The organism is Herbaspirillum sp. Her2, from assembly GCF_057961375.1.
Genome location: NZ_CM176331.1, coordinates 1678439 through 1696722 on the forward strand (window position 1 = coordinate 1678439; position 18284 = coordinate 1696722).

Annotated in this window: 17 protein-coding genes; 10 read left to right on the top strand and 7 right to left on the bottom strand. The window is 65.0% G+C overall.

Annotated elements, in window-relative coordinates:
* The 8 genes from ACWHXP_RS07645 (at nucleotide 1) to ACWHXP_RS07680 (ending at nucleotide 9217) form a co-directional block, all read left to right on the top strand.
* The gene (locus ACWHXP_RS07645) at nucleotides 1-1383 is read left to right on the top strand and encodes an ATP-binding protein (protein WP_121045564.1); all 1383 of its coding nucleotides are present in this window, start codon (nucleotides 1-3) and stop codon (nucleotides 1381-1383) included.
* Between the two features lie 129 nt (nucleotides 1384-1512).
* The gene (locus tag ACWHXP_RS07650; protein WP_121045563.1) at nucleotides 1513-2049 is read left to right on the top strand and encodes a response regulator transcription factor; all 537 of its coding nucleotides are present in this window, start codon (nucleotides 1513-1515) and stop codon (nucleotides 2047-2049) included.
* Nucleotides 2050-2161: 112 nt separating this feature from the next.
* Nucleotides 2162-3349 carry an ABC transporter substrate-binding protein gene (locus ACWHXP_RS07655; protein ID WP_245202040.1) on the top strand — a complete coding sequence of 396 codons (1188 nt, stop codon included), beginning with the start codon at nucleotides 2162-2164 and terminating at the stop codon, nucleotides 3347-3349.
* A gap of 49 nt (nucleotides 3350-3398) precedes the next feature.
* On the top strand, nucleotides 3399-5294 hold the full coding sequence (locus ACWHXP_RS07660; protein ID WP_489634105.1) for an ABC transporter permease: 1896 nt from the start codon (nucleotides 3399-3401) through the stop codon (nucleotides 5292-5294).
* Nucleotides 5291-6052, top strand: coding sequence for an ABC transporter ATP-binding protein (locus ACWHXP_RS07665; protein ID WP_489622925.1), 762 nt, complete (start codon nucleotides 5291-5293; stop codon nucleotides 6050-6052). Before ACWHXP_RS07660 ends, ACWHXP_RS07665 begins: the two co-directional genes overlap by 4 nt.
* Nucleotides 6049-6702, top strand: coding sequence for an ABC transporter ATP-binding protein (locus ACWHXP_RS07670; protein WP_134136411.1), 654 nt, complete (start codon nucleotides 6049-6051; stop codon nucleotides 6700-6702). Before ACWHXP_RS07665 ends, ACWHXP_RS07670 begins: the two co-directional genes overlap by 4 nt.
* 209 nt (nucleotides 6703-6911) lie before the next feature.
* Nucleotides 6912-8552, top strand: coding sequence for a histidine kinase famiy protein (locus ACWHXP_RS07675; RefSeq protein WP_489622924.1), 1641 nt, complete (start codon nucleotides 6912-6914; stop codon nucleotides 8550-8552).
* A 56-nt stretch (nucleotides 8553-8608) separates the two neighbouring features.
* Nucleotides 8609-9217, top strand: a complete 609-nt coding sequence (locus ACWHXP_RS07680; protein WP_039785847.1) for a DUF6988 family protein — start codon at nucleotides 8609-8611, stop codon at nucleotides 9215-9217.
* Here ACWHXP_RS07680 and bioD read toward each other — a convergent pair.
* Genes bioD through bioB form a run of 5 tightly spaced genes read right to left on the bottom strand, consistent with a single transcriptional unit; the run spans nucleotide 9195 to nucleotide 14562 of the window.
* Entirely contained in the window at nucleotides 9195-9875 is a 681-nt protein-coding gene (bioD, locus tag ACWHXP_RS07685) for a dethiobiotin synthase (protein ID WP_489634104.1), read from the bottom strand. The genes ACWHXP_RS07680 and bioD overlap by 23 nt on opposite strands.
* Nucleotides 9872-11218, bottom strand: a complete 1347-nt coding sequence (bioA, locus tag ACWHXP_RS07690) for an adenosylmethionine--8-amino-7-oxononanoate transaminase (protein ID WP_489634103.1) — start codon at nucleotides 11216-11218, stop codon at nucleotides 9872-9874. The genes bioD and bioA overlap by 4 nt, the downstream gene beginning before the upstream one ends.
* Nucleotides 11215-12375: an 8-amino-7-oxononanoate synthase gene (bioF, locus tag ACWHXP_RS07695; protein ID WP_489634102.1), complete on the bottom strand. Its 1161-nt coding sequence runs from the start codon at nucleotides 12373-12375 to the stop codon at nucleotides 11215-11217. Before bioF ends, bioA begins: the two co-directional genes overlap by 4 nt.
* A gap of 10 nt (nucleotides 12376-12385) precedes the next feature.
* Nucleotides 12386-13552: a cytochrome P450 gene (locus ACWHXP_RS07700; RefSeq protein ID WP_489634101.1), complete on the bottom strand. Its 1167-nt coding sequence runs from the start codon at nucleotides 13550-13552 to the stop codon at nucleotides 12386-12388.
* Nucleotides 13552-14562, bottom strand: a complete 1011-nt coding sequence (gene bioB, locus ACWHXP_RS07705; protein ID WP_276841010.1) for a biotin synthase BioB — start codon at nucleotides 14560-14562, stop codon at nucleotides 13552-13554. Before bioB ends, ACWHXP_RS07700 begins: the two co-directional genes overlap by 1 nt.
* 110 nt (nucleotides 14563-14672) lie before the next feature.
* Between bioB and ACWHXP_RS07710 the strand changes: the two genes are divergently transcribed.
* A complete protein-coding gene (locus ACWHXP_RS07710) occupies nucleotides 14673-15311 on the top strand; it encodes a GntR family transcriptional regulator (RefSeq protein ID WP_039785832.1) in 639 nt (212 codons plus the stop codon).
* A 219-nt stretch (nucleotides 15312-15530) separates the two neighbouring features.
* Nucleotides 15531-16943: an aminotransferase-like domain-containing protein gene (locus ACWHXP_RS07715; RefSeq protein ID WP_489634100.1), complete on the top strand. Its 1413-nt coding sequence runs from the start codon at nucleotides 15531-15533 to the stop codon at nucleotides 16941-16943.
* 13 nt (nucleotides 16944-16956) lie between these two features.
* Here the strand turns inward: ACWHXP_RS07715 and ACWHXP_RS07720 are convergent, their stop codons facing one another.
* The gene (locus ACWHXP_RS07720; RefSeq protein ID WP_166675067.1) at nucleotides 16957-17163 is read right to left on the bottom strand and encodes a hypothetical protein; all 207 of its coding nucleotides are present in this window, start codon (nucleotides 17161-17163) and stop codon (nucleotides 16957-16959) included.
* Nucleotides 17164-17303: 140 nt separating this feature from the next.
* A complete protein-coding gene (locus tag ACWHXP_RS07725; RefSeq protein ID WP_489634099.1) occupies nucleotides 17304-18113 on the bottom strand; it encodes a lysozyme inhibitor LprI family protein in 810 nt (269 codons plus the stop codon).
* Nucleotides 18114-18284 lie beyond the last annotated feature (171 nt).

Here is an 18284-nt window from a genome sequence, read left to right on the forward strand (position 1 = left end):
ATGACCGCCTCCGACACCGTCGCCAAGCGCAAGACCCTGCGCGAGCGCTGGCAGCGCCTGCGCCAGGGCGAGCAAAACCCGGCCGGCCACCAGAACATGCTGCTGCTGATCCAGCTGCGCTGGCTGGCGGTGCTGGGGCAGGTCTCCACGATTGCCTTCGTGGTGCTGGTGTTCGACCTGCACCTGCCGCTGCCGCACATGCTGGAGGTGTTGTCCTGCCTGATTGCCTTCAACATTGCCAGCCACCTGCGCTGGCATGAGCGGCGCATCGCCACCAATGCCGAACTGTTCCTGGCCTTGCTGGTGGACGTGGCGGTGCTGACCTTCCAGCTTTACCTGAGCGGCGGCATCACCAATCCCTTCGCCTTCCTGTACCTGATGCAGATCATCCTCTCGGCCGTGCTCCTGAAGCCCTGGTCGAGCTGGGCCATCGTCGCCGTGACCATGGCCTGCCTGGCGGGACTGGCACTGTTTTCCGAGCCGCTGGCACTGCCGCCGGACCACAACGCGGGCTTGCTGAGCCTGTATGTGGAGGGCACGCTGATCTGCTTCCTGCTCAATGCCGGGCTGATGGTGTTCTTCATCACCCGCATCAGCAGCAACCTGCGCGCCGGTGATGCCTTGCTGGCCGACCTGCGCCAGCGTGCCGCCGAGGAAGACCACATCGTCCGCATGGGCCTGCTGGCTTCCGGAGCAGCCCATGAACTGGGGACGCCGCTGGCGACAGTGTCAGTGATCCTGGGTGACTGGAAGCGCATGCCCGAAATCAGCCAGCGCGCCGACATGCTGGAAGACATCGCCGAGATGGAAGCCCAGCTGCAGCGCTGCAAATCCATCGTCAGCGGCGTGTTGCTGTCGGCCGGCGAGGCGCGCGGCGAATCGTCCATCAAGACCACGATCAACACCTTCCTCGATAGCGTCGCCGAAGACTGGCGCAAGACGCGGCCGGTGGAGATCTTCGAATACCGCAACCTGATCGGGCAGGATGTGCCGGTCGCCTTCGACTCGGCCATCAAGCAGATGCTGGGCAACGTGCTGGACAACGCCTTCGAGGTCTCGCCCCAATGGCTGGCGCTGGAGGTGAGGCGGGAAGGGGATCTGCTGCTCATGGAAGTGAGCGATCGCGGCCCCGGCTTCCCCGACTGGATGATCAACCAGATCGGCAAGCCCTACCAGTCCACCAAAGGCAAGCCGGGACGCGGGCTGGGCCTGTTCTTCGTGGTCAACGTGGCGCGCAAGCTGGGCGGACGCGTCTGGGCCAGCAATCGTGCCGCGGGTGGTGCGCGCGTGACGCTTGAGCTGCCGCTGTCGGCCATCAGCCTGGCCCCGCTGACCGAAACGGAGCCTGGCAGCGAACCACCGGACTATCCGATGGGCGCTTGATGTGCCGCAAGCCGCGCCTGACGCGGCATTGACCGTGATCATTTCCTTTTTCTTCATGTGCTGGCGATGTCCGGCGCCGTCTCGCCTTACAATACCGGCTTTGGCAAAGTAGAAAAATAGGAAATGCACATGCCGGCTGATCGCCTGCTTCTGATCATCGAGGACGACGCCGCCTTCGCACGCACCTTGGGACGCTCCTTCGAGCGTCGCGGCTACACCGTCCTGCTGGCCGCCAGCCAGGAGGAAGCGGCGGCCCACCTGAAAGAACACAGTCCCGGCTATGCCGTGGTCGACCTGAAACTGGGCGGCAACGCCTCCGGCCTGGCCTGCGTGCAGATGCTGCATGCCCACGATGAGGCCATGCTCATCGTCGTGCTGACCGGCTTCGCCAGCATCACCACGGCGGTGGAAGCCATCAAGCTGGGTGCCTGCCAGTACCTCGCCAAACCCTCCAATACCGACGACATCGAAGCCGCCTTCGGCCACGTGGCCGGTGCCTCCGACGTCGAACTGCCCGCGCGCGCCACCTCCATCAAGACCCTGGAATGGGAACGCATCCACGAGGTGCTGGTGGAAACCGATTTCAACATCTCCGAAACCGCGCGCCGCCTCGGTATGCACCGCCGTACCCTGGCGCGCAAGCTGGAAAAACAGCGTGTGAAGTAATCTGCACACGGCCGCGCCAGCGGTTATCATTACGCCCGCCCCGCGCGCCGCAACGGCCGGGGCACTCTCACCAGAAGGGAATGACGTGAACCATTTCAACTTCCAGCGCGGCCTGCTGTGGGCGTGCGCCGCGACCATCGTGAATCTTTCTGCAGGCGCAGCCCAGGCCCAGGAGACCATCAAGATCGGCGAGATCAACAGCTACAAGGCGCAGCCTGCCTTCCTGGAACCGTACCGCCGGGGCTGGGAGATGGCCCTGGATGAAGTCAATGCCGCCGGTGGCGTGCTGGGCAAGAAGCTGGAAGTGATCGCCCGCGACGACAATGGCAACCCCGGCGATTCAGTACGCGTGGCCGAAGAACTGATGGCGCGCGAACGCGTGGCGCTGCTCTTTGGCGGCTTCCTCTCCAATACCGGCCTGGCGCTCACCGATTACGCCAAGCAGCACAAGGTCTTCTTCCTGGCGGCCGAGCCGCTGACCGACAAGATCGTCTGGCAGAACGGCAACAAGTACACCTACCGCCTGCGTCCGTCCACCTACATGCTGGTGGCGTCCGTGGTGAAGGAAGCCGCCAAGCTGAAGAAAAAGCGCTGGGCCATCGTCTATCCCAACTATGAATACGGCCAGTCCGCCGTCGCCAGCTTCAAGACCCTGCTCAAGCAAGCCCAGCCGGATGTGGAATTCGTCGCCGAACAAGCGCCGCCGCTGGGCAAGATCGATGCGGGCGCGGTCACGCAGGCGCTGGCCGATGCCAAGCCGGATGCCATCTTCAATGCACTCTTCGCCGCCGATCTGGGCAAGTTCGTGCGTGAAGGCAACACGCGTGGTCTGTTCGATCAGGTGGAGGTGGTGTCGCTGCTGACCGGCGAACCTGAATACCTCGATCCGCTGAAGAACGAAGCCCCGCAGAACTGGATCGTCACCGGCTATCCCTGGTACGCCATCAACACCCCCGAACACAAGAAATTCGTGGACGCCTATCGCAAGAAATTCAACGACTACCCGCGCAATGGTTCGCTGGTCGGCTACAGCGCGTTGATGTCGATTGCCGCCGGCATCAAGAAGGCCGGCAGCACCGATGCCGACAAGCTCGCTGCGGCCTTCTCGGGCCTGAAGGTGGAGACGCCGGTGGCCTCCATTGTCTATCGCCCGCAGGATCACCAGTCCACGCTGGGCGCTTTCGTCGGCCGTACCGGCATCAAGGACGGCAAGGGCATCATGACCAGCTTCAGCTATGTCGACGGCGCCAGCCTGCAGTTGCCGGATGCCGAGGTCAAGAAGCTGCGTCCGGCGGATTGACCTGCCACGCTGATCTTGCTCACGTTCCAATGCGGCCGTTGCTGATGCCATGACGCTTGCCAGCCTCACCGTCCAGCTGCTCAATGGCCTGGCCGATGCTTCCGCGATGTTTTTGGTGGCGGCAGGCCTGTCGCTGATCTTCGGCGTTACCCGCATCGTCAATTTTGCGCATGGCTCGTTCTACATGCTGGGGCTGTATGTCGCCTACAGCCTGGTGGAGCGGCTGGGCAGCACGGTGCTCGGTTTCTGGGGCGCGCTGCTGCTGGCCGCGCTCACCGTGGCCGCGCTGGGTGCCGTGGTGGAAGTGGTGGTCTTGCGTCGCATCTATCGTGCGCCGGAACTGTTCCAGCTGCTGGCCACCTTTGCCCTCGTCCTCATCATCAAGGATGCCGCGCTCTGGATCTGGGGGCCGGAAGACCTGTTCGGCCCGCGTGCGCCAGGGCTCTCCGGCGCCGTACATCTGCTGGGGCGTCGGCTGCCGCAATACGATCTGCTGCTCATCGTCATCGGTCCGCTGGTGTTCGGGCTGCTGTGGCTGCTGCTCAACCGCACGCGCTGGGGCACGCTCATCCGCGCCGCGACGCAGGATCGCGAGATGCTCGGTGCGCTGGGCGTCAATCAGGCCTGGCTGTTCACGGCCGTCTTCGCGCTGGGCTGCTTCCTGGCCGGATTGGGCGGCGCGCTGCAAGGGCCACGCATGCCGGCCAACCTGGCACTGGATCTCGATACCATCGGCAACGCCTTCGTGGTGGTGGTGGTCGGTGGCATGGGCTCGCTCGGCGGTGCCTTCGCCGCTGCCTTGCTGATCGCCGAGGTCAAGGCGCTGTGCATTGCGTTGGGCAATGTCTCCTTGTTCGGCATCGAGGTCTCGCTCTCGCGGCTCACGCTGGTGGTGGAATTTCTGGTGATGGCGGCCATCCTGGTGATGCGCCCGTGGGGCCTGTTCGGCAAGCCGTTGGCGCTGGTGCGCAGCGGTGCCGGCCATGACGCGCCGGTGCGCACACACGGGCGCAAGGCACGCCTGGCGGGATGGACCGCGCTGCTGGCTTTGCTGGCGCTGCCCTTGCTGGCGAGCCGCTTCCCTTATCTGCCGGTGCTGATGGTGGAAATCCTGATCGCCGTCCTCTTCGCCGCCAGCCTGCATTTCCTGATGGGGCCGGGGGGCATGGTGTCCTTTGGTCACGCCGCCTATTTCGGATTGGGGGCCTATGCCGCCGCACTGGTCACGCTCAAACTGCAGTGGCCGATGCCGCTGGCCATGCTCGCCGGCGCGCTCGCGGCGATGGCTGGCGCGATCCTGTTCGGCTGGTTCTGCGTGCGGCTGTCGGGCGTGTATCTGGCCATGCTGACGCTGGCTTTCGCCCAGATTGTCTGGGCCACCTTTTTCCAGTGGGATGACCTGACCGGAGGCAGCAACGGGCTGGTCGGCATTCGTCCCGCTGAAGCGCTGGCCTCGCCGCTGGCCTACTACTACCTGGCCCTGGGCTGTGCCGCGCTTGGCGTCATTCTCCTGCGGCGCGTGATCCATGCGCCATTCGGACTGGCCTTGCGCGCCGCCCGCGACGCGGCCGTGCGCGCCGAGTCGCTGGGCATGGATGTGCGCCGCCTGCAATGGGGCGGCTTCGCCATCGCCGGGCTGTTCTGCGGATTGGCCGGTGTATTGTTCGCCTTCTCCAAGGGCAGCATCTCGCCCGAGGTGGCCAGCGTGGGGCGCTCGGTGGATGGCCTGGTGATGGTCTTGCTGGGCGGCGTGCAGAGCCTGCTCGGTCCGCTGCTGGGCGCAGCGCTGTTCACCTGGCTGCAAGACCTGGTGGCGCGCGAGACCGATTATTGGCGTGCCTTGCTGGGCGGCGTGATTCTGCTGCTGGTGTTGCTGTTCCCCGGCGGCATGGCAGGCGCGTTCAGCCGCCTGCGTGCGCCGTTGAAGCGGGAGGAGGGCGCATGAGCCTGCTGCAGATCGATGGCCTGCGCAAATCCTTCGGCGGTGTCGCCGCGCTGGATGACGTTTCCTTTACGCTGCCGGCCGGCGAGATGCTGGCGCTGATCGGACCGAACGGTGCCGGCAAGTCCACCTGCTTCAATCTCATCAACGGCCAGTTGCGTCCGGATGCCGGGCGCGTGCTGCTCGATGGCGAGGACATTGCCGGCCTTGATGCACGCCGCATCTGGCGGCGCGGCGTGGGGCGGACTTTCCAGGTGTCGGCCGCCTTCGCATCCCTGACCGTGCTCGAAAACGTCCAGGCCGCCTTGCTCTCGCATCGTCGCCGGCTGTGGCAGCTATGGCGTCCCGCTGCGGCTTGCCTGCGCGATGAAGCGATGGCCTTGCTGGCGCAGGTCGGCATGGCTGATCAGGCCGGACGGGCCTGCGGCGTGCTGGCCTATGGCGACATCAAGCGCGTCGAGCTGGCCATGGCGCTGTCCAATGCGCCGCGTCTGCTGTTGATGGATGAACCGACCGCCGGCATGGCCCCGTATGAGCGTCAGGAGCTGATGGCCCTGACGCGCCACCTGGTCAGCGAACGCGGCTTGTCGGTACTCTTCACCGAGCACAGCATGGATGTGGTATTCGCGTTTGCCGACCGCATCATCGTGCTCGCGCGCGGCCAGTTGATCGCGCAAGGCGCACCCGAGGAAGTGCGCCAGGACGCGCGGGTACGCGAGGTCTACTTCGGCTCGGGTGCCAGCTTCGGGAGCCCGGCATGAGTGGGCCATTGTTGCGGGTCGAGGGACTGCATGCCTTCTACGGGCAGGCGCATATCCTGTTCGATCTCTCGCTGGAAGTGGGGCGCGGCGAAGTGGTCGCGCTCACCGGGCGCAACGGCGCGGGAAAATCCACTACGCTCAAGGCGCTGATGGGCTTGCTGGAAGGCACGCAGGGCCAGGTCACGCTGGAGGGCCGCGACATCACGCGCCTGGCCCCGTTCCAGCGCGCCCGCCTGGGACTCGGTTTCGTGCCCGAGGACCGGCGCATCTTCACCGAACTGAGCGTGCTGCAGAATCTGGAAACCGGTCGGCAGCCTGCGCGCGCGGGCGAGCCGGCATGGACGCCGCAGGCGCTCTTCGCGCTCTTCCCCAACCTGGGCGCCATGCCGCATCGCCCCGGCGGGCGCATGAGCGGCGGCGAACAGCAGATGCTGACCATTGCCCGCACGCTCATGGGCAATCCGCACCTGCTGTTGCTGGATGAGCCTTCCGAAGGCGTGGCCCCGGTGATTGTGGAGCAGATGGCGAACATGATCCTGCAATTGAAACGGCGCGGCATGTCCATCCTCCTCTGCGAACAGAATACGCACTTCGCCGGCCTGGTCAGCGACCGCAGCTACACACTGGATCAGGGCCGCATGTTGCCGTAGGACAGCACGCCATCCCGGCAAGCTCATCCATGGCAATCCGGCCTGCAGCAAGGGCTGCGCAAAATGCATCTCAACATGTAACAGGACACTCGCATTCTTGTTGCAATTGGGCCGGGAACCGTTGAGGTCGTCCGTGTCCAAACTCCTGAAAGCAGCTCGCTTCCCGTTGCCTCACTGCAACCGAGCCCAGCCCACTGGAGAAAAATACAATGCCCAACACCGCCAAGCACCCCACGGTGCATTGGCCTGCCGACGACTTCAATGATGCAGGAATGCGCAACGACCACGCCAAGGTCGCGGTAGGCGATGACGCCAACGATATCTTCTTCGCAGCCGTCGAAATGACGCGCATGCCGATGATCGTGTCCGATCCCAACAAGCCGGACAATCCGATCATCTTCGTCAACAACGCCTTCATGAACATGACCGGCTACAGCCGGGCCGAGGTCGTGGGCAAGAACTGCCGGTTCCTGCAAGGCCCGGAGACCGACCGCGCAGTGGTCGCACAAGTGCGCCAGGCCGTGGCGGAAAAGCGCGAGCTCGCCACCGAGCTGCTGAACTACCGCAAGAATGGCTCGACGTTCTGGAATGCGCTCTTCATTTCACCGGTCTATGACCAGCATGGCGAACTGAAATACTTCTTCAGCTCGCAACTGGACATCAGCCGCCGCCGCGACGCCGAACAGGCCCTGGGCCAGGCGCGCAAGATGGAAGCGCTGGGCCAGCTCACCGGCGGCATTGCGCATGACTTCAACAACCTGCTGCAGGTCATCAGCGGCTACCTGGACATCATCAATCTTGCGCTGCGCAGCGATACGCCCGACCTCGGGCGTGTCTCGCGCAGCGCCGACAGCATCCGCAAGGCTTCCGGCAAGGCGGCCATGCTGACCCAGCAATTGCTGGCCTTCGCCCGCAAGCAGCGGCTGGAGGGGCGCACCATCAACCTGAATTCGCTCACGGAAGGTTTCACCGATCTCGTGCAACGCACGCTCGGTGGCGATATCGAGGTCCAAACCGACCTGGCCTCGGGCCTGTGGAATTGCCGTCTCGATCCGACCCAGATGGAAGTGGCATTGCTGAACGTGCTCATCAATGCGCGCGATGCGATGTCCGGCAAGGGAACGGTAAAAATCCATACAAGCAATGAAGACCTGAGCTCGGAAGATCGTGCCATCCAGCTGGGCGTAAAACCCGGTCTCTATGTCTGCATCGCGGTCACGGACAACGGCCCCGGCATTCCTGCGGACATCCTCCCGCGCGTGATGGACCCGTTTTTCACTACCAAGGACGAAGGCAAGGGCACCGGCCTCGGTCTGTCGATGGTGTATGGCTTCGTCAAGCAGTCCGGCGGATCCGTGCGCATCGTCTCCAGCGCAGAGCGCGGCACGACCGTCTCGATCTACTTCCCGGCCACGCAGGACCAGGTCGGAGGGGCCTTCGAGTATGACAACCGCACGCATACCCAAGGCGGTCACGAGCACATTCTGGTGGTTGACGATAGAATCGAGGTCGCCGAGCTGGCCCAGGCGATGCTGGAAAGCCTGGGCTATCGCGTCAGCATGGTGAATTCACCGACGGAAGCCTTGCAGGTGTTGCGTTCCGAACCGAAGGTGGATCTGCTTTTCACCGATCTCATCATGCCGGGCAGCATGAATGGCGTGGTACTGGCGCGAGAGGCCCGGCGCATGATACCTTCCATCAAAATTTTATTAACTACCGGTTATGCCAGTGAATCGATAGAGCGGCATGGTGCCGATGGCGAATTTCCCGTCCTCGACAAACCTTACCGCCACGATGAGCTGGCCCGCAAGATCCGCATTGTCCTCGACGGCGCCACTGGCGTGAGCTGAAAAGAATAACAACAAGTCGTCCGTACACGTGCCCTCACACGAAGGGGAGTCGTCCCATGCAATTGGATCACCTGTTGGCCAGGGCGCAGTCCCTTGCCTATCGCATTTCGGCCGAATTCAACGGCCAGCCTTTGCCCGATGACCGGCGCGCCTGCGCCGCCATCGGTTGTCTCACTGTGGCCCAGCAACATCACTGCGGCATCATCCTGCTGCTGCGTGATGACATGCCGGTCCACGCCTCGGCCTTTGCCCTCATCGGGCACCAGATCGAGGCCGCCTTCAATGCCCTGTGGCTGTGGTACTGCGCCAGCGAAGAGGAGCTCACGCGGTTCCTGGTCGACGGCAGCGGCAAGAGCATGCGCCAGCTGGTCACGCAGGTTGACAGCGTGCTGGCCGGCCGCGACGGCCAGGAGGCTGCCATCCTTGGTGGCCACTGGGTGCGGCTGAGCGATTTCGTCTTCTCCGGCGAGCGCCGCATCCGTCACTGGCTCGATGCCAACGAGGTCGATGCCATGTATTCAGAAGAGGCCGTCACCGACCTGGTGGAATTGTCCAACTCCATGGCAGAACTGGGGTTGGCCAGCTATCGCACGATTCACGACAAGCACATCACGGCCGTGCGCAGTGGCACGTCCAACGTCGTCAAGATGGATCTGGCCAAGTAAGAAGACCAGCCACTTGGGCCGCCGTCATTTCAGGTGACCAGGGCAGACGCCCCAGCAGCGGCGCTTGCAGCCGCTGCACCAGCGTGTTCACCATGGCGCCGGCCTGCGTCTCTCGCGCATCGACATGATTGGCCACCCAGCCAGCCAGGCGCAGCCCGCGCGCGCGGATGGCCAGCGCACTGAGCAAGGCATGATTGATGCAGCCAAGGCGGATGCCGACCACGAGGATCACGGGCAAGCCCAGCCGGGCCACCAGATCGTCGCTGTTGTGGTCCGCATCGAGCGGCACCATGAAGCCACCCGCACCTTCCACAATCAGTACGTCACACGCCGACTGCAATTGCGCATGGCATAGCGCCAGGTGATCGAGTGCAATCTGCACGCCTTCTTCCGCCGCCGCAATGTGCGGTGCCGTGGCCTGCCGCAGCAGGTAGGGATTCACCAGGTGCAGCGGCAAATCCACATTGGCCGCGGCCTGCAAGGCCTGCACATCCTCGTTGCACCAGACGCCGTCCTGCAGGAAAGCCCCGGACGCCACCGGCTTCATGCCGCCGGCACGCACGCCTCGCGCGGCGTGCAGGTGGATGAGCGCGGACGCCACCAGCGTCTTGCCCACGCCGGTATCGGTACCGGTGACGAAATAGCTGCGGCCGCTCATGGGCGATGCTCCGCGCGCATCGCCGCATCGAAGGCCGCATGCAGACGCTCGCCCATCCATTGCGCCTGGGCCGCATCGAGGATGTAGGGCGGCATCACGTAAAGCGTCTTGCCGATCGGACGCACCAGCAGTTCGCGTTGCGCGGCCTCGTCGGCGAGCCGGCGCGAAAAACCTGCCGTGACGGCGGCATCATCGATGCGCGCATCACAAGCCCAGATCATGCCGCACTGTCGCACGTGCCGCACCCGCGCATCCTGCGCCAGCGGCTGCAGGGCCTCGGCCAGCACCGGGGCGAACCGGGCATTGCGGTCCAGCACCTGTTCCTGCGCGAAGATGTCCAGCGTCGCCAGCGCAGCACGGCACGCCAGTGCATTGCCGGTATAGGAGTGCGAATGCAGGAAGCCGCGCCGCACATCGTCATCGTAGAAAGCGGCATAGATGGCCTCGCTGGCCATCACCAGCGACAGCGGCAGGTAGCCACCGCTGATGCCCTTGGACAGGCACAGCAGATCCGGCCACACGCCCGCCTGCTCACAGGCGAAGAAGCGGCCGGTACGCCCGCAGCCGACCGCGATCTCGTCGGCGATGAGGTGCGCGCCGTAGGCATCGCACAGCCCGCGCAGTCCGCGCACATACTGTGGATCATGCATGGCCATGCCCGCAGCGCATTGCACCAGCGGTTCGACGATGAGGGCGGCAATGCGTCCCCTGCGTTCCTGCAGCAGCCTTTCCACATCGGCCAGCGCGCGCCGGCTGACATCGGCGGCCGTCTCGCCCGGTGCAGCCTGTCGCGCATCGGGCGAGGCAGCGATATGTGCCGGACGCAGCAGGGATTCATAGGCACTGCGAAAGAGCGGCGTGTCGGTCACGCCGAGCGCCCCCACGGTCTCGCCGTGATAGCCGCCGGCGATGCAGATGAATTCATTCTTGTCTGCATGCCCGGCATTGCGCCATGCATGCACGCTCATTTTCAGCGCGATCTCCACCGCCGAGGCTCCGTCCGAGGCATAGAAGCAATGGCCCAGCGCATGCTCCGTCAGCGCCGCCAGCCGCTCGGAGAGCTGCACCACCGGCTCATGCGTGAAGCCTGCCAGCATGGCGTGCTCCAGCTGGCCCAACTGGTCGATCAGGGCCGCATTGATGCGCGCATTGGTGTGGCCGAACAGATTGACCCACCAGGAACTGATGGCATCCAGATAGCGCCGTCCCTCGGTATCGACCAGCCATGCACCGTGCGCACGAGCCAGCGCGATGGGAGGCGTGCGCTCATGCTGGCGCATCTGGGTGCAGGGATGCCACACGCTGCGCAGGCTGCGGGCGGCCAGCGGGCTTGCCATGGTCATGCGGATTCTCCTTGGGCCAGTGATCTCAGTGCCGCCACCAGGCGCGCCACATCGGCCGGGGTATGCAGGGCTGACAGGCTGATGCGCAACCGGGCTGTCCCCTTGGGGACCGTGGGCGGGCAGATCGCCGGCACCCAGATGCTCCTGACGCGCAGGGCCGCCGAGAGGGCGCGGGCGGCCGCATTGTCGCCCACGATCAGCGGGTGGATGGCGGTCGGGGAGGGCAGCAGTGTCCACGGCAGCCCCGCCAGTCCGCTGCGCAATTGCTTGGCCAGTACCTGCAGATGCGCGCGCCGCCACTCTTCGCGGGCGATCAGGCGCAGGCTGGCCGAGGTGGCGGCGGCCAGCGCGGGGGGATGCGCCGTGCTGAACATGTAGGTACGGGCGCGCTGCAGGATCCATGCAAGCACGCCGGCGTCACCGGCGACGAAAGCGCCGGCCACCCCGGCCGCCTTGCCCAGCGTGCCCATCAGCAGCACGTGCGGCGCCTGCACGCCCGCCAGGGCCAGGCTGCCTCGTCCTTGCGGGCCAAGTACGCCCAGGCCATGGGCGTCATCCACCAGCAGCCAGGCCTCATGCCGGGCGCACACTGCCGCCAGTTCGGCCAGCGGGGCCAGGTCGCCATCCATGCTGAACACGGCATCGGTGAGCACCAGCTTGCGAGGGCTGCTGCAGCGGGAGAGCACCTGCTCCAGACGGCTCACATCGTTGTGCGGAAATACCTTCAGGCTGGCCCCGGACAAGCGTGCGCCATCGATCAGCGAGGCATGGGCCAGGCGATCCACGATGACGGTATCCCCTTTGCCGGCCAGCGCTGCGGCGACCCCCAGGTTGGCCATGTAGCCATTGCCGAACACCAGCGCCGAAGGCATGCCGACAAAGGCCGCCAGTTCGGCTTCCAGCGTTTCATGAGCGCGGCTGTGGCCGCTGATCAGAGGCGAGGCCGCCGCACCCACGCCATAGCGCTGCAAGGCCTCGGCGGCCGCGGCGATGAGCTGCGGATGGTTGGCCAGGCCAAGGTAATCATTGCTGCAGAAGGACAATTCGTCGTGTCCATCGACCTGCAGCAGCGGTCCCTGCGGACCGTCGACCACACGCCGCGTGCGCAGCAGGCTCTGGCTGGCGAGGGCGTCCAGCTCACGGGTGAAATCTTGCATGGAGGGGCTTTCAGAAAAATACGGACAAGCGATCCAGCGCCCGATAGGCGGCATTGCCTTGCCACACCGGCGTTTCGTCAGCGAGCGACAGCGTGGGCAGGCGCTGCATCAGCACGCTGAAAGCGATTTCGGCTTCCAGCTGCGTCAGTGCCGCCCCCAGGCAGACGTGCGGCCCCTGGCCGAAGGACAGGTGCATGCCTTCGTCACGCCGGATATCGAAACGCTGCGGATCACGGAAGCGGCGCGCATCGTGATTGGCTTGCCCGATATGCAGGATGGCCAGCTGACCGCGCTGCAGGCGTTGACCGGCCAGCGTCACGTCCTGCAACAGGCGGCGGCCGGTGTACTGCACCGGGCTGTCATGGCGCAGCATCTCCCGCACGGCCAGCCGCAGGGCGGCGGGGTCCGCTTGGCGGGCCTTGAGCGCTGCCCATTGCGCGGGATCTTGCAGCAGGGCCAGCACGCCATTGCCCAGCAGATTGCGGGTGGTCTCGTAGCCGGCAAAGAGCAGGATGCAGCATTGGGCCAGCAGTTCGTTGCGATTCAGTTGTCCGCTTGCATGGGCTTGCAGCAGGCCGCGCAGAAGACAACCCTCAGGCAGCTCGCCCGCTCGCGCCAATGCCTGACTGAAGAAATCACACAGACTGCGCATGGACTGTTGCGCCGCGAGGGTCTGCGTGGCGTCCGGCGTCGGACTGCCGATGAAGGCCGCCAGATCGGCCGCCCAGTCGATGAATTCCGCCGGTACGCGGTCGGGCAATCCCAGCAGTTGCGCAATCACCAGGGCGGGCAGGGGACGTGCAAAGCGCGCGATGAAATCGAAGCCGCGTGCTGCCTGCGGATCGGCCACGATGGCATCGGCCAGCCGCTGCGCCAGTGCGGTGATGTCGCTACGCCGGGCTTGCAGGTCAGCCGGTTTGAATCCCGGATTGAGTACGCCGCGCAGGCGGCGATGGGCGCGGCCGTCCAGGAACAGCAAGGATCGCGAGAACAGGCGCTTGAACTCACGCTGCGCTTCGTCCTGCTGTCCGTTACCGCTTTCACCTAGCCCGCTGTTGATCCAGCGCGCTGCACGCCTTACGGAGAAGCGGGGATCGCGCAAGGCCGCTGCCACTTCCTCGTAACCGGTGATGACCCAGGCTCCGCCGCAGTGGGCGGTGCTCCAGTGCAGTGGCATCAGGCGGCCGCAGGTGCCGCTTGCAGGCCCAGGCGCTGCAGCAGGTCGAGGTCGGCCGAGACCGGCGCATTGGCCGTGGTCAGCAGTTTGGCCCCGAGGAAGATGGAGTTCGCACCCGCTGCAAAGCACAGTGCCTGGGTCGCTTCGCTCATGCTCTCGCGCCCGGCGGAGAGGCGGATCACCGCGTGCGGCAGGGCGATGCGGGCCACCGCCACGGTGCGCACGAATTCGAATTCGTCCAGCGGTGCCACATCCTGCAGCGGCGTGCCCGCGATCGGCACCAGGTGATTGATCGGCACTGATTGCGGCGGCACCGGCAGGCTGGCCAGCTGGGCAATCAGGCCGGCACGCTGGGCGCGCGTCTCACCCATGCCGATGATGCCGCCGCAGCACACGTTGAGGCCGGCTTCCTGCACGCGTTGCAGGGTGTCCAGCCGATCCTGGTAGCTGCGGGTGGAGATGACCTGGCCATAGAAATCGGGCGCGGTATCGAGGTTGTGGTTGTAGTAGTCCAGTCCGGCCTGCTTGAGTGCCTCGGCCTGGGCTTGCTCCAGCATGCCGAGGGTCATGCAGGTTTCCAGCCCGAGTGCGCGCACCTGGCTGACCATCTCGGTGAGCGCGGCCATGTCACGTTGCTTGGGATTGCGCCACGCCGCCCCCATGCAAAAGCGCGTCGCGCCCTGGTCGCGCGCGGCCTGTGCGGCCTGCACTACCTCGTCCACGCCCATCAGCTTGCCGGCCGGCACCCCCGCTTCCTTGTGATGCGCCGACTGCGAGCAATAGCCGCAGTCTTCCGCGCAGCCCCCGGTCTTGATCGACAGCAGGCTGGACAGCTGGACTTCGTTGGCGCGGTGGTGCTGGCGATGCACGGTCTGTGCGCGGTACAGCAGATCGAGGAAGGGCAGTTCAAACAGCTGCTCGGCCGCGCTGCTGTCGATGGCGGCCAAAGGGCGGTGGAAATGCAGGGGAGCGCTGGCTTGGGCAGCGGCGGGGGAAGGGCACTGGCTCATCGATAAAATCCGGTCCGTGAGTGAAAAGGCTTAGAATTCAGCTTCGGCGGATTCTAACTTCGCTCAAATTCGTTCAACAATTTCTTTTTTCATAGATTATCTATAAAAATATGGCGCATCATTCCGAGCATCCAAGCACCGTCGAACGCATCGCGGAGGTCCTGCGCACGCGCATCATCCGCGGCGAAATCGCAGGCGGGGCGGCGCTTCGGCAGGATCACGTGGCGCAGGAATTCCAGTCCAGCCACGTGCCGGTACGGGAAGCGTTTCGCCAGTTGGAAGCCGAGGGATTGGTGCTCACATTGCCCCGTCGCGGGGTGCGGGTCACGCAGGTGGACCGGGCGGCGGTCAAGGAAAATGCCGAGATGCGCGGCTCGCTGGAAATCCTGGCCCTGCGCCACAGCATCCGCAAGTTCGGCCCCGAACATATCGCCCGCCTGGAAGCCGCCCAGGAGGCCTGTGCCCAGGCCGCATCGCTGATCGAATGGGATGCCGCCAACAACCTGTTCCACGACATCCTCTCCAGCGAATGTGGCATGCCGCGCCTGCTGGCGGTGTTGAAGCAACTGCAGCTGACCAATTCACGCTACCTGTTCTCGACCGGCTTCAAGCGCGGCTGGCAGCCGCGTTCGGATCACGATCACCGCCTCATCATCGAAGCCCTGCGCGACAAGAAGACCGACCGTGCCGTGCAGCTGCTGAGCATGCACATCGGAACCATGGAACGGGTCGGCTTCGTGGCCGCGTAGCGCGCGTGTGTTCTTGTTCTTATGTATGTATAAATATATGAATGAAAGCCATACATCACTGCTGATTCGGGGGGCGCTGCTCGTGAAATATGCCGGAAAGAAAGGAGAGGCTTGGCACAAAGGGCAGTTGCAATGTATGGATTTTTGAAAGGCATGGATCCATACTAGACGCCCGCCTGTCTGCACATCCGCAGGCTCGCTTCTTCATCAGGATTCTCCATGGCCCGACCGAACCCTTCACACACCGCAGATTCCTCCCTGGACTGGATCAGCCGCTTCACTGCTCATGGCGGTCCACGTTATCTGCAGATCGTGGGCTTTCTGGAGCAGGCCATCGCCGATGAACGCCTCAAGCCCGGCGATCGCCTGCCGCCGCAGCGGATGCTGGCTGATCGCCTCGGCGTCGATCTCACCACCGTCACCCGCGCCTACGGCGAAGCGAGCCGCCGCCAGTTGCTGGAAGGACGCGGCGCCGCCGGGAGTTTCGTGGCCGCGCCCAAGGTGGACCTGAGCCAGGTGATCGACCTGTCGATGAACATCCCGCCGCCGCCGGCCGGTATCGATCTGGATGACCTGCTGCGCCAGGGCGTGTCGCAGGTGCTGATGCACAGCGATGTCGATCTGCTGATGACGTATCACCTGGGCGGTGGCAGCAGAGCCGACCGCGCCGCCGGTGCGATGTGGCTGCAGGACATGCTGGGCCCGGTGGAAGATGACCGGGTGCTGGCCTGTCCGGGGGCGCAGTCGGCCCTGGCCGCCTTGCTGCTGTCGCAGACCCGGCCGGGTGAAACCGTGCTGACCGAACCGCTGGCCTATCCTGGGCTGCTGGCGGCGGCAGCCCAGCTCGGGCGCCGCGTGGTCGCGGTCGGCGTGGATCACGAAGGCATGCGCCCGGATCTGCTCACGACCATGGTGCGCAAGCATGGCGCGCGGCTGGTCTATCTCAATCCCACGCTACAGAATCCGACCACCCGCACCATGCCGGCCGCGCGCCGCGCCGAGATCGCTTCCGTCGCCACCCGGCTCGATCTGCGCATCATCGAGGATGACCCCTACTGGCGCTTTGCGGCCCATGCGCCCAGGCCGCTGGCGCACTACGCACCGCGGCATGTGTTTTACGTGTCCACGCTGGCCAAGTGCCTGCTCCCCGGATTGCGGACCGCCTATGTGCTCACCCCTGAGGGGCAGGCACAGGACGAAGTGCTGGCTGCACTGCGGTCTTTCGTATTGATGTCCACGCCGCTGACCACGGCACTGTCAACGCAGTGGATCCACGATGGCACTGCCGCCATGCTAGCCGAAGGCATCCGGCAGGAAGCCTGGGCGCGTCAGGCGCTGGCCTTGCGTACCCTGGGTGAGGAAGGGCCGGCCGATAGCGGCGGCATCCATCTCTGGAAGGCCTTGCCGGAACACTGGAAGGGGCAGGACTTCGTCCGCAAGGCCAGGGAGGCTGGGCTCAACGTGGTTGCGCAGGACAGTTTCCAGGCCGGTGACGGCGAACCCGCGCGCAGCGGTGCGCCGCACATTCGCCTCTCGCTGGGGCGTTCGCGCAGCCGCTTTGAACTGGTCCACGCCTTGCGGCGGCTGATGGAGCTGGCCCATCGCCGCAGCCTGCGCGAAACAGTAGTGTAGGTGGTGTGAGAACCTAGGCCGCGATGGCAAGACTGGTCTGGCGGCGCGCGGCTGCCAGAATCTCGCCGACGGCTTCGTCCTCCGAATGGGCGGACAGGGGCAGGGAGCCCCGGGTGATTTCTGCACGATCCTTCAGGATCGCGTAGGAGCCTTTCCAGCGGCCTTCGCTATCATCGGCCTGATAGACCAGCAGGTAACCGTCGAATTCGATTTTCTTCATAGGAGCTTCTCGCCAGGGCAAGGGGAGCATGCGCACCATGCTCGATGTTGCGCAGTATGCCGCTGGCGTGTTCTCCTGCCTGTCATCCGCCTTCGCAAAGGCGTGTAGGACAAGAACGCAATCTCATCCGTGACGCCGCGCTAGCGCGATTGCACCGGTGCCAGCAAGCCGTTGACCGCATCGCTCACGATCAGTCCAGGCAGGGAGGCGCGGTCATTGCTGACGATCACCGTATCCTTTTCCACGTCGCCCGGCAGGGCCAGTTGTGCGATGTAGCGGCAGTCAGCGCTGCAGGTGTAGCGCAGCACGGTCTGGCCGCGCACGGCTTCCAGGATGTACTGGCCGTTTTCGATGCCGTAATAGCGCACGGCCACCAGCGCTTGGGTCTCGCCGGCCTCGGGGTCGCGATAGAAATACTGGCCGCGTTCGGCCCGCGCGTAATGCGGCCAGGGCGTGCTGCCTGCCGGCGCCAGGTGGTCGATCTGGCGCGCGTCCAGGCCCAGCCGCAAGCCCGGGGCGGCCGGTGCCGCAAGCGGGGCCTGGGCAGGGGGCACTGCGAGCAGGGCGGGCGCAGGTGAAGTCGCATTTCCTTTGGCGGTGAGCAGGGCCGCTGCGATGGCCGGTGCGGCTTGTGCCTCAAGTTCGGTCTGGCGACGCTGATACCAGGCCAGCAGGCAGGCGCGGTCGCGGCAGTTGTCTTCGCGCCAGCGCCATTGCGCATCGCTGGCGGTGCGGAAGGCACGTTGATCGACTGCGGCCTGGCGCGCGCGGCGGTAGGCGTGGCCCAGTTGATCGTCCAGCGCGGACAGCTCGGCATCCCGGCAGATGGTCTTTTCATTGGCCGAACCGGCCTTGCTGCAGTCGAAGCTGGCGGCACGCGCCGACGGAAGTTCCAGCGCACCCAACAGGCTGGCGCTGCTGAGCAGGAGGATGAGGGGCAGGGTTTTCATGGCGAGACTCTCCGTATTGCGGGGACGTGATGGGCGCCAGCATCGCACTGCCATGGGCTGCCCAAAACGCGGAGAAGAAACGGAATTTTTTAAAAATCTTTGCAGCTGAAAAAGCATGTTGGCCGTTCTTCACAATTGCCCGTGCGCAGTCGCGCAAGCTCGCCTACATCC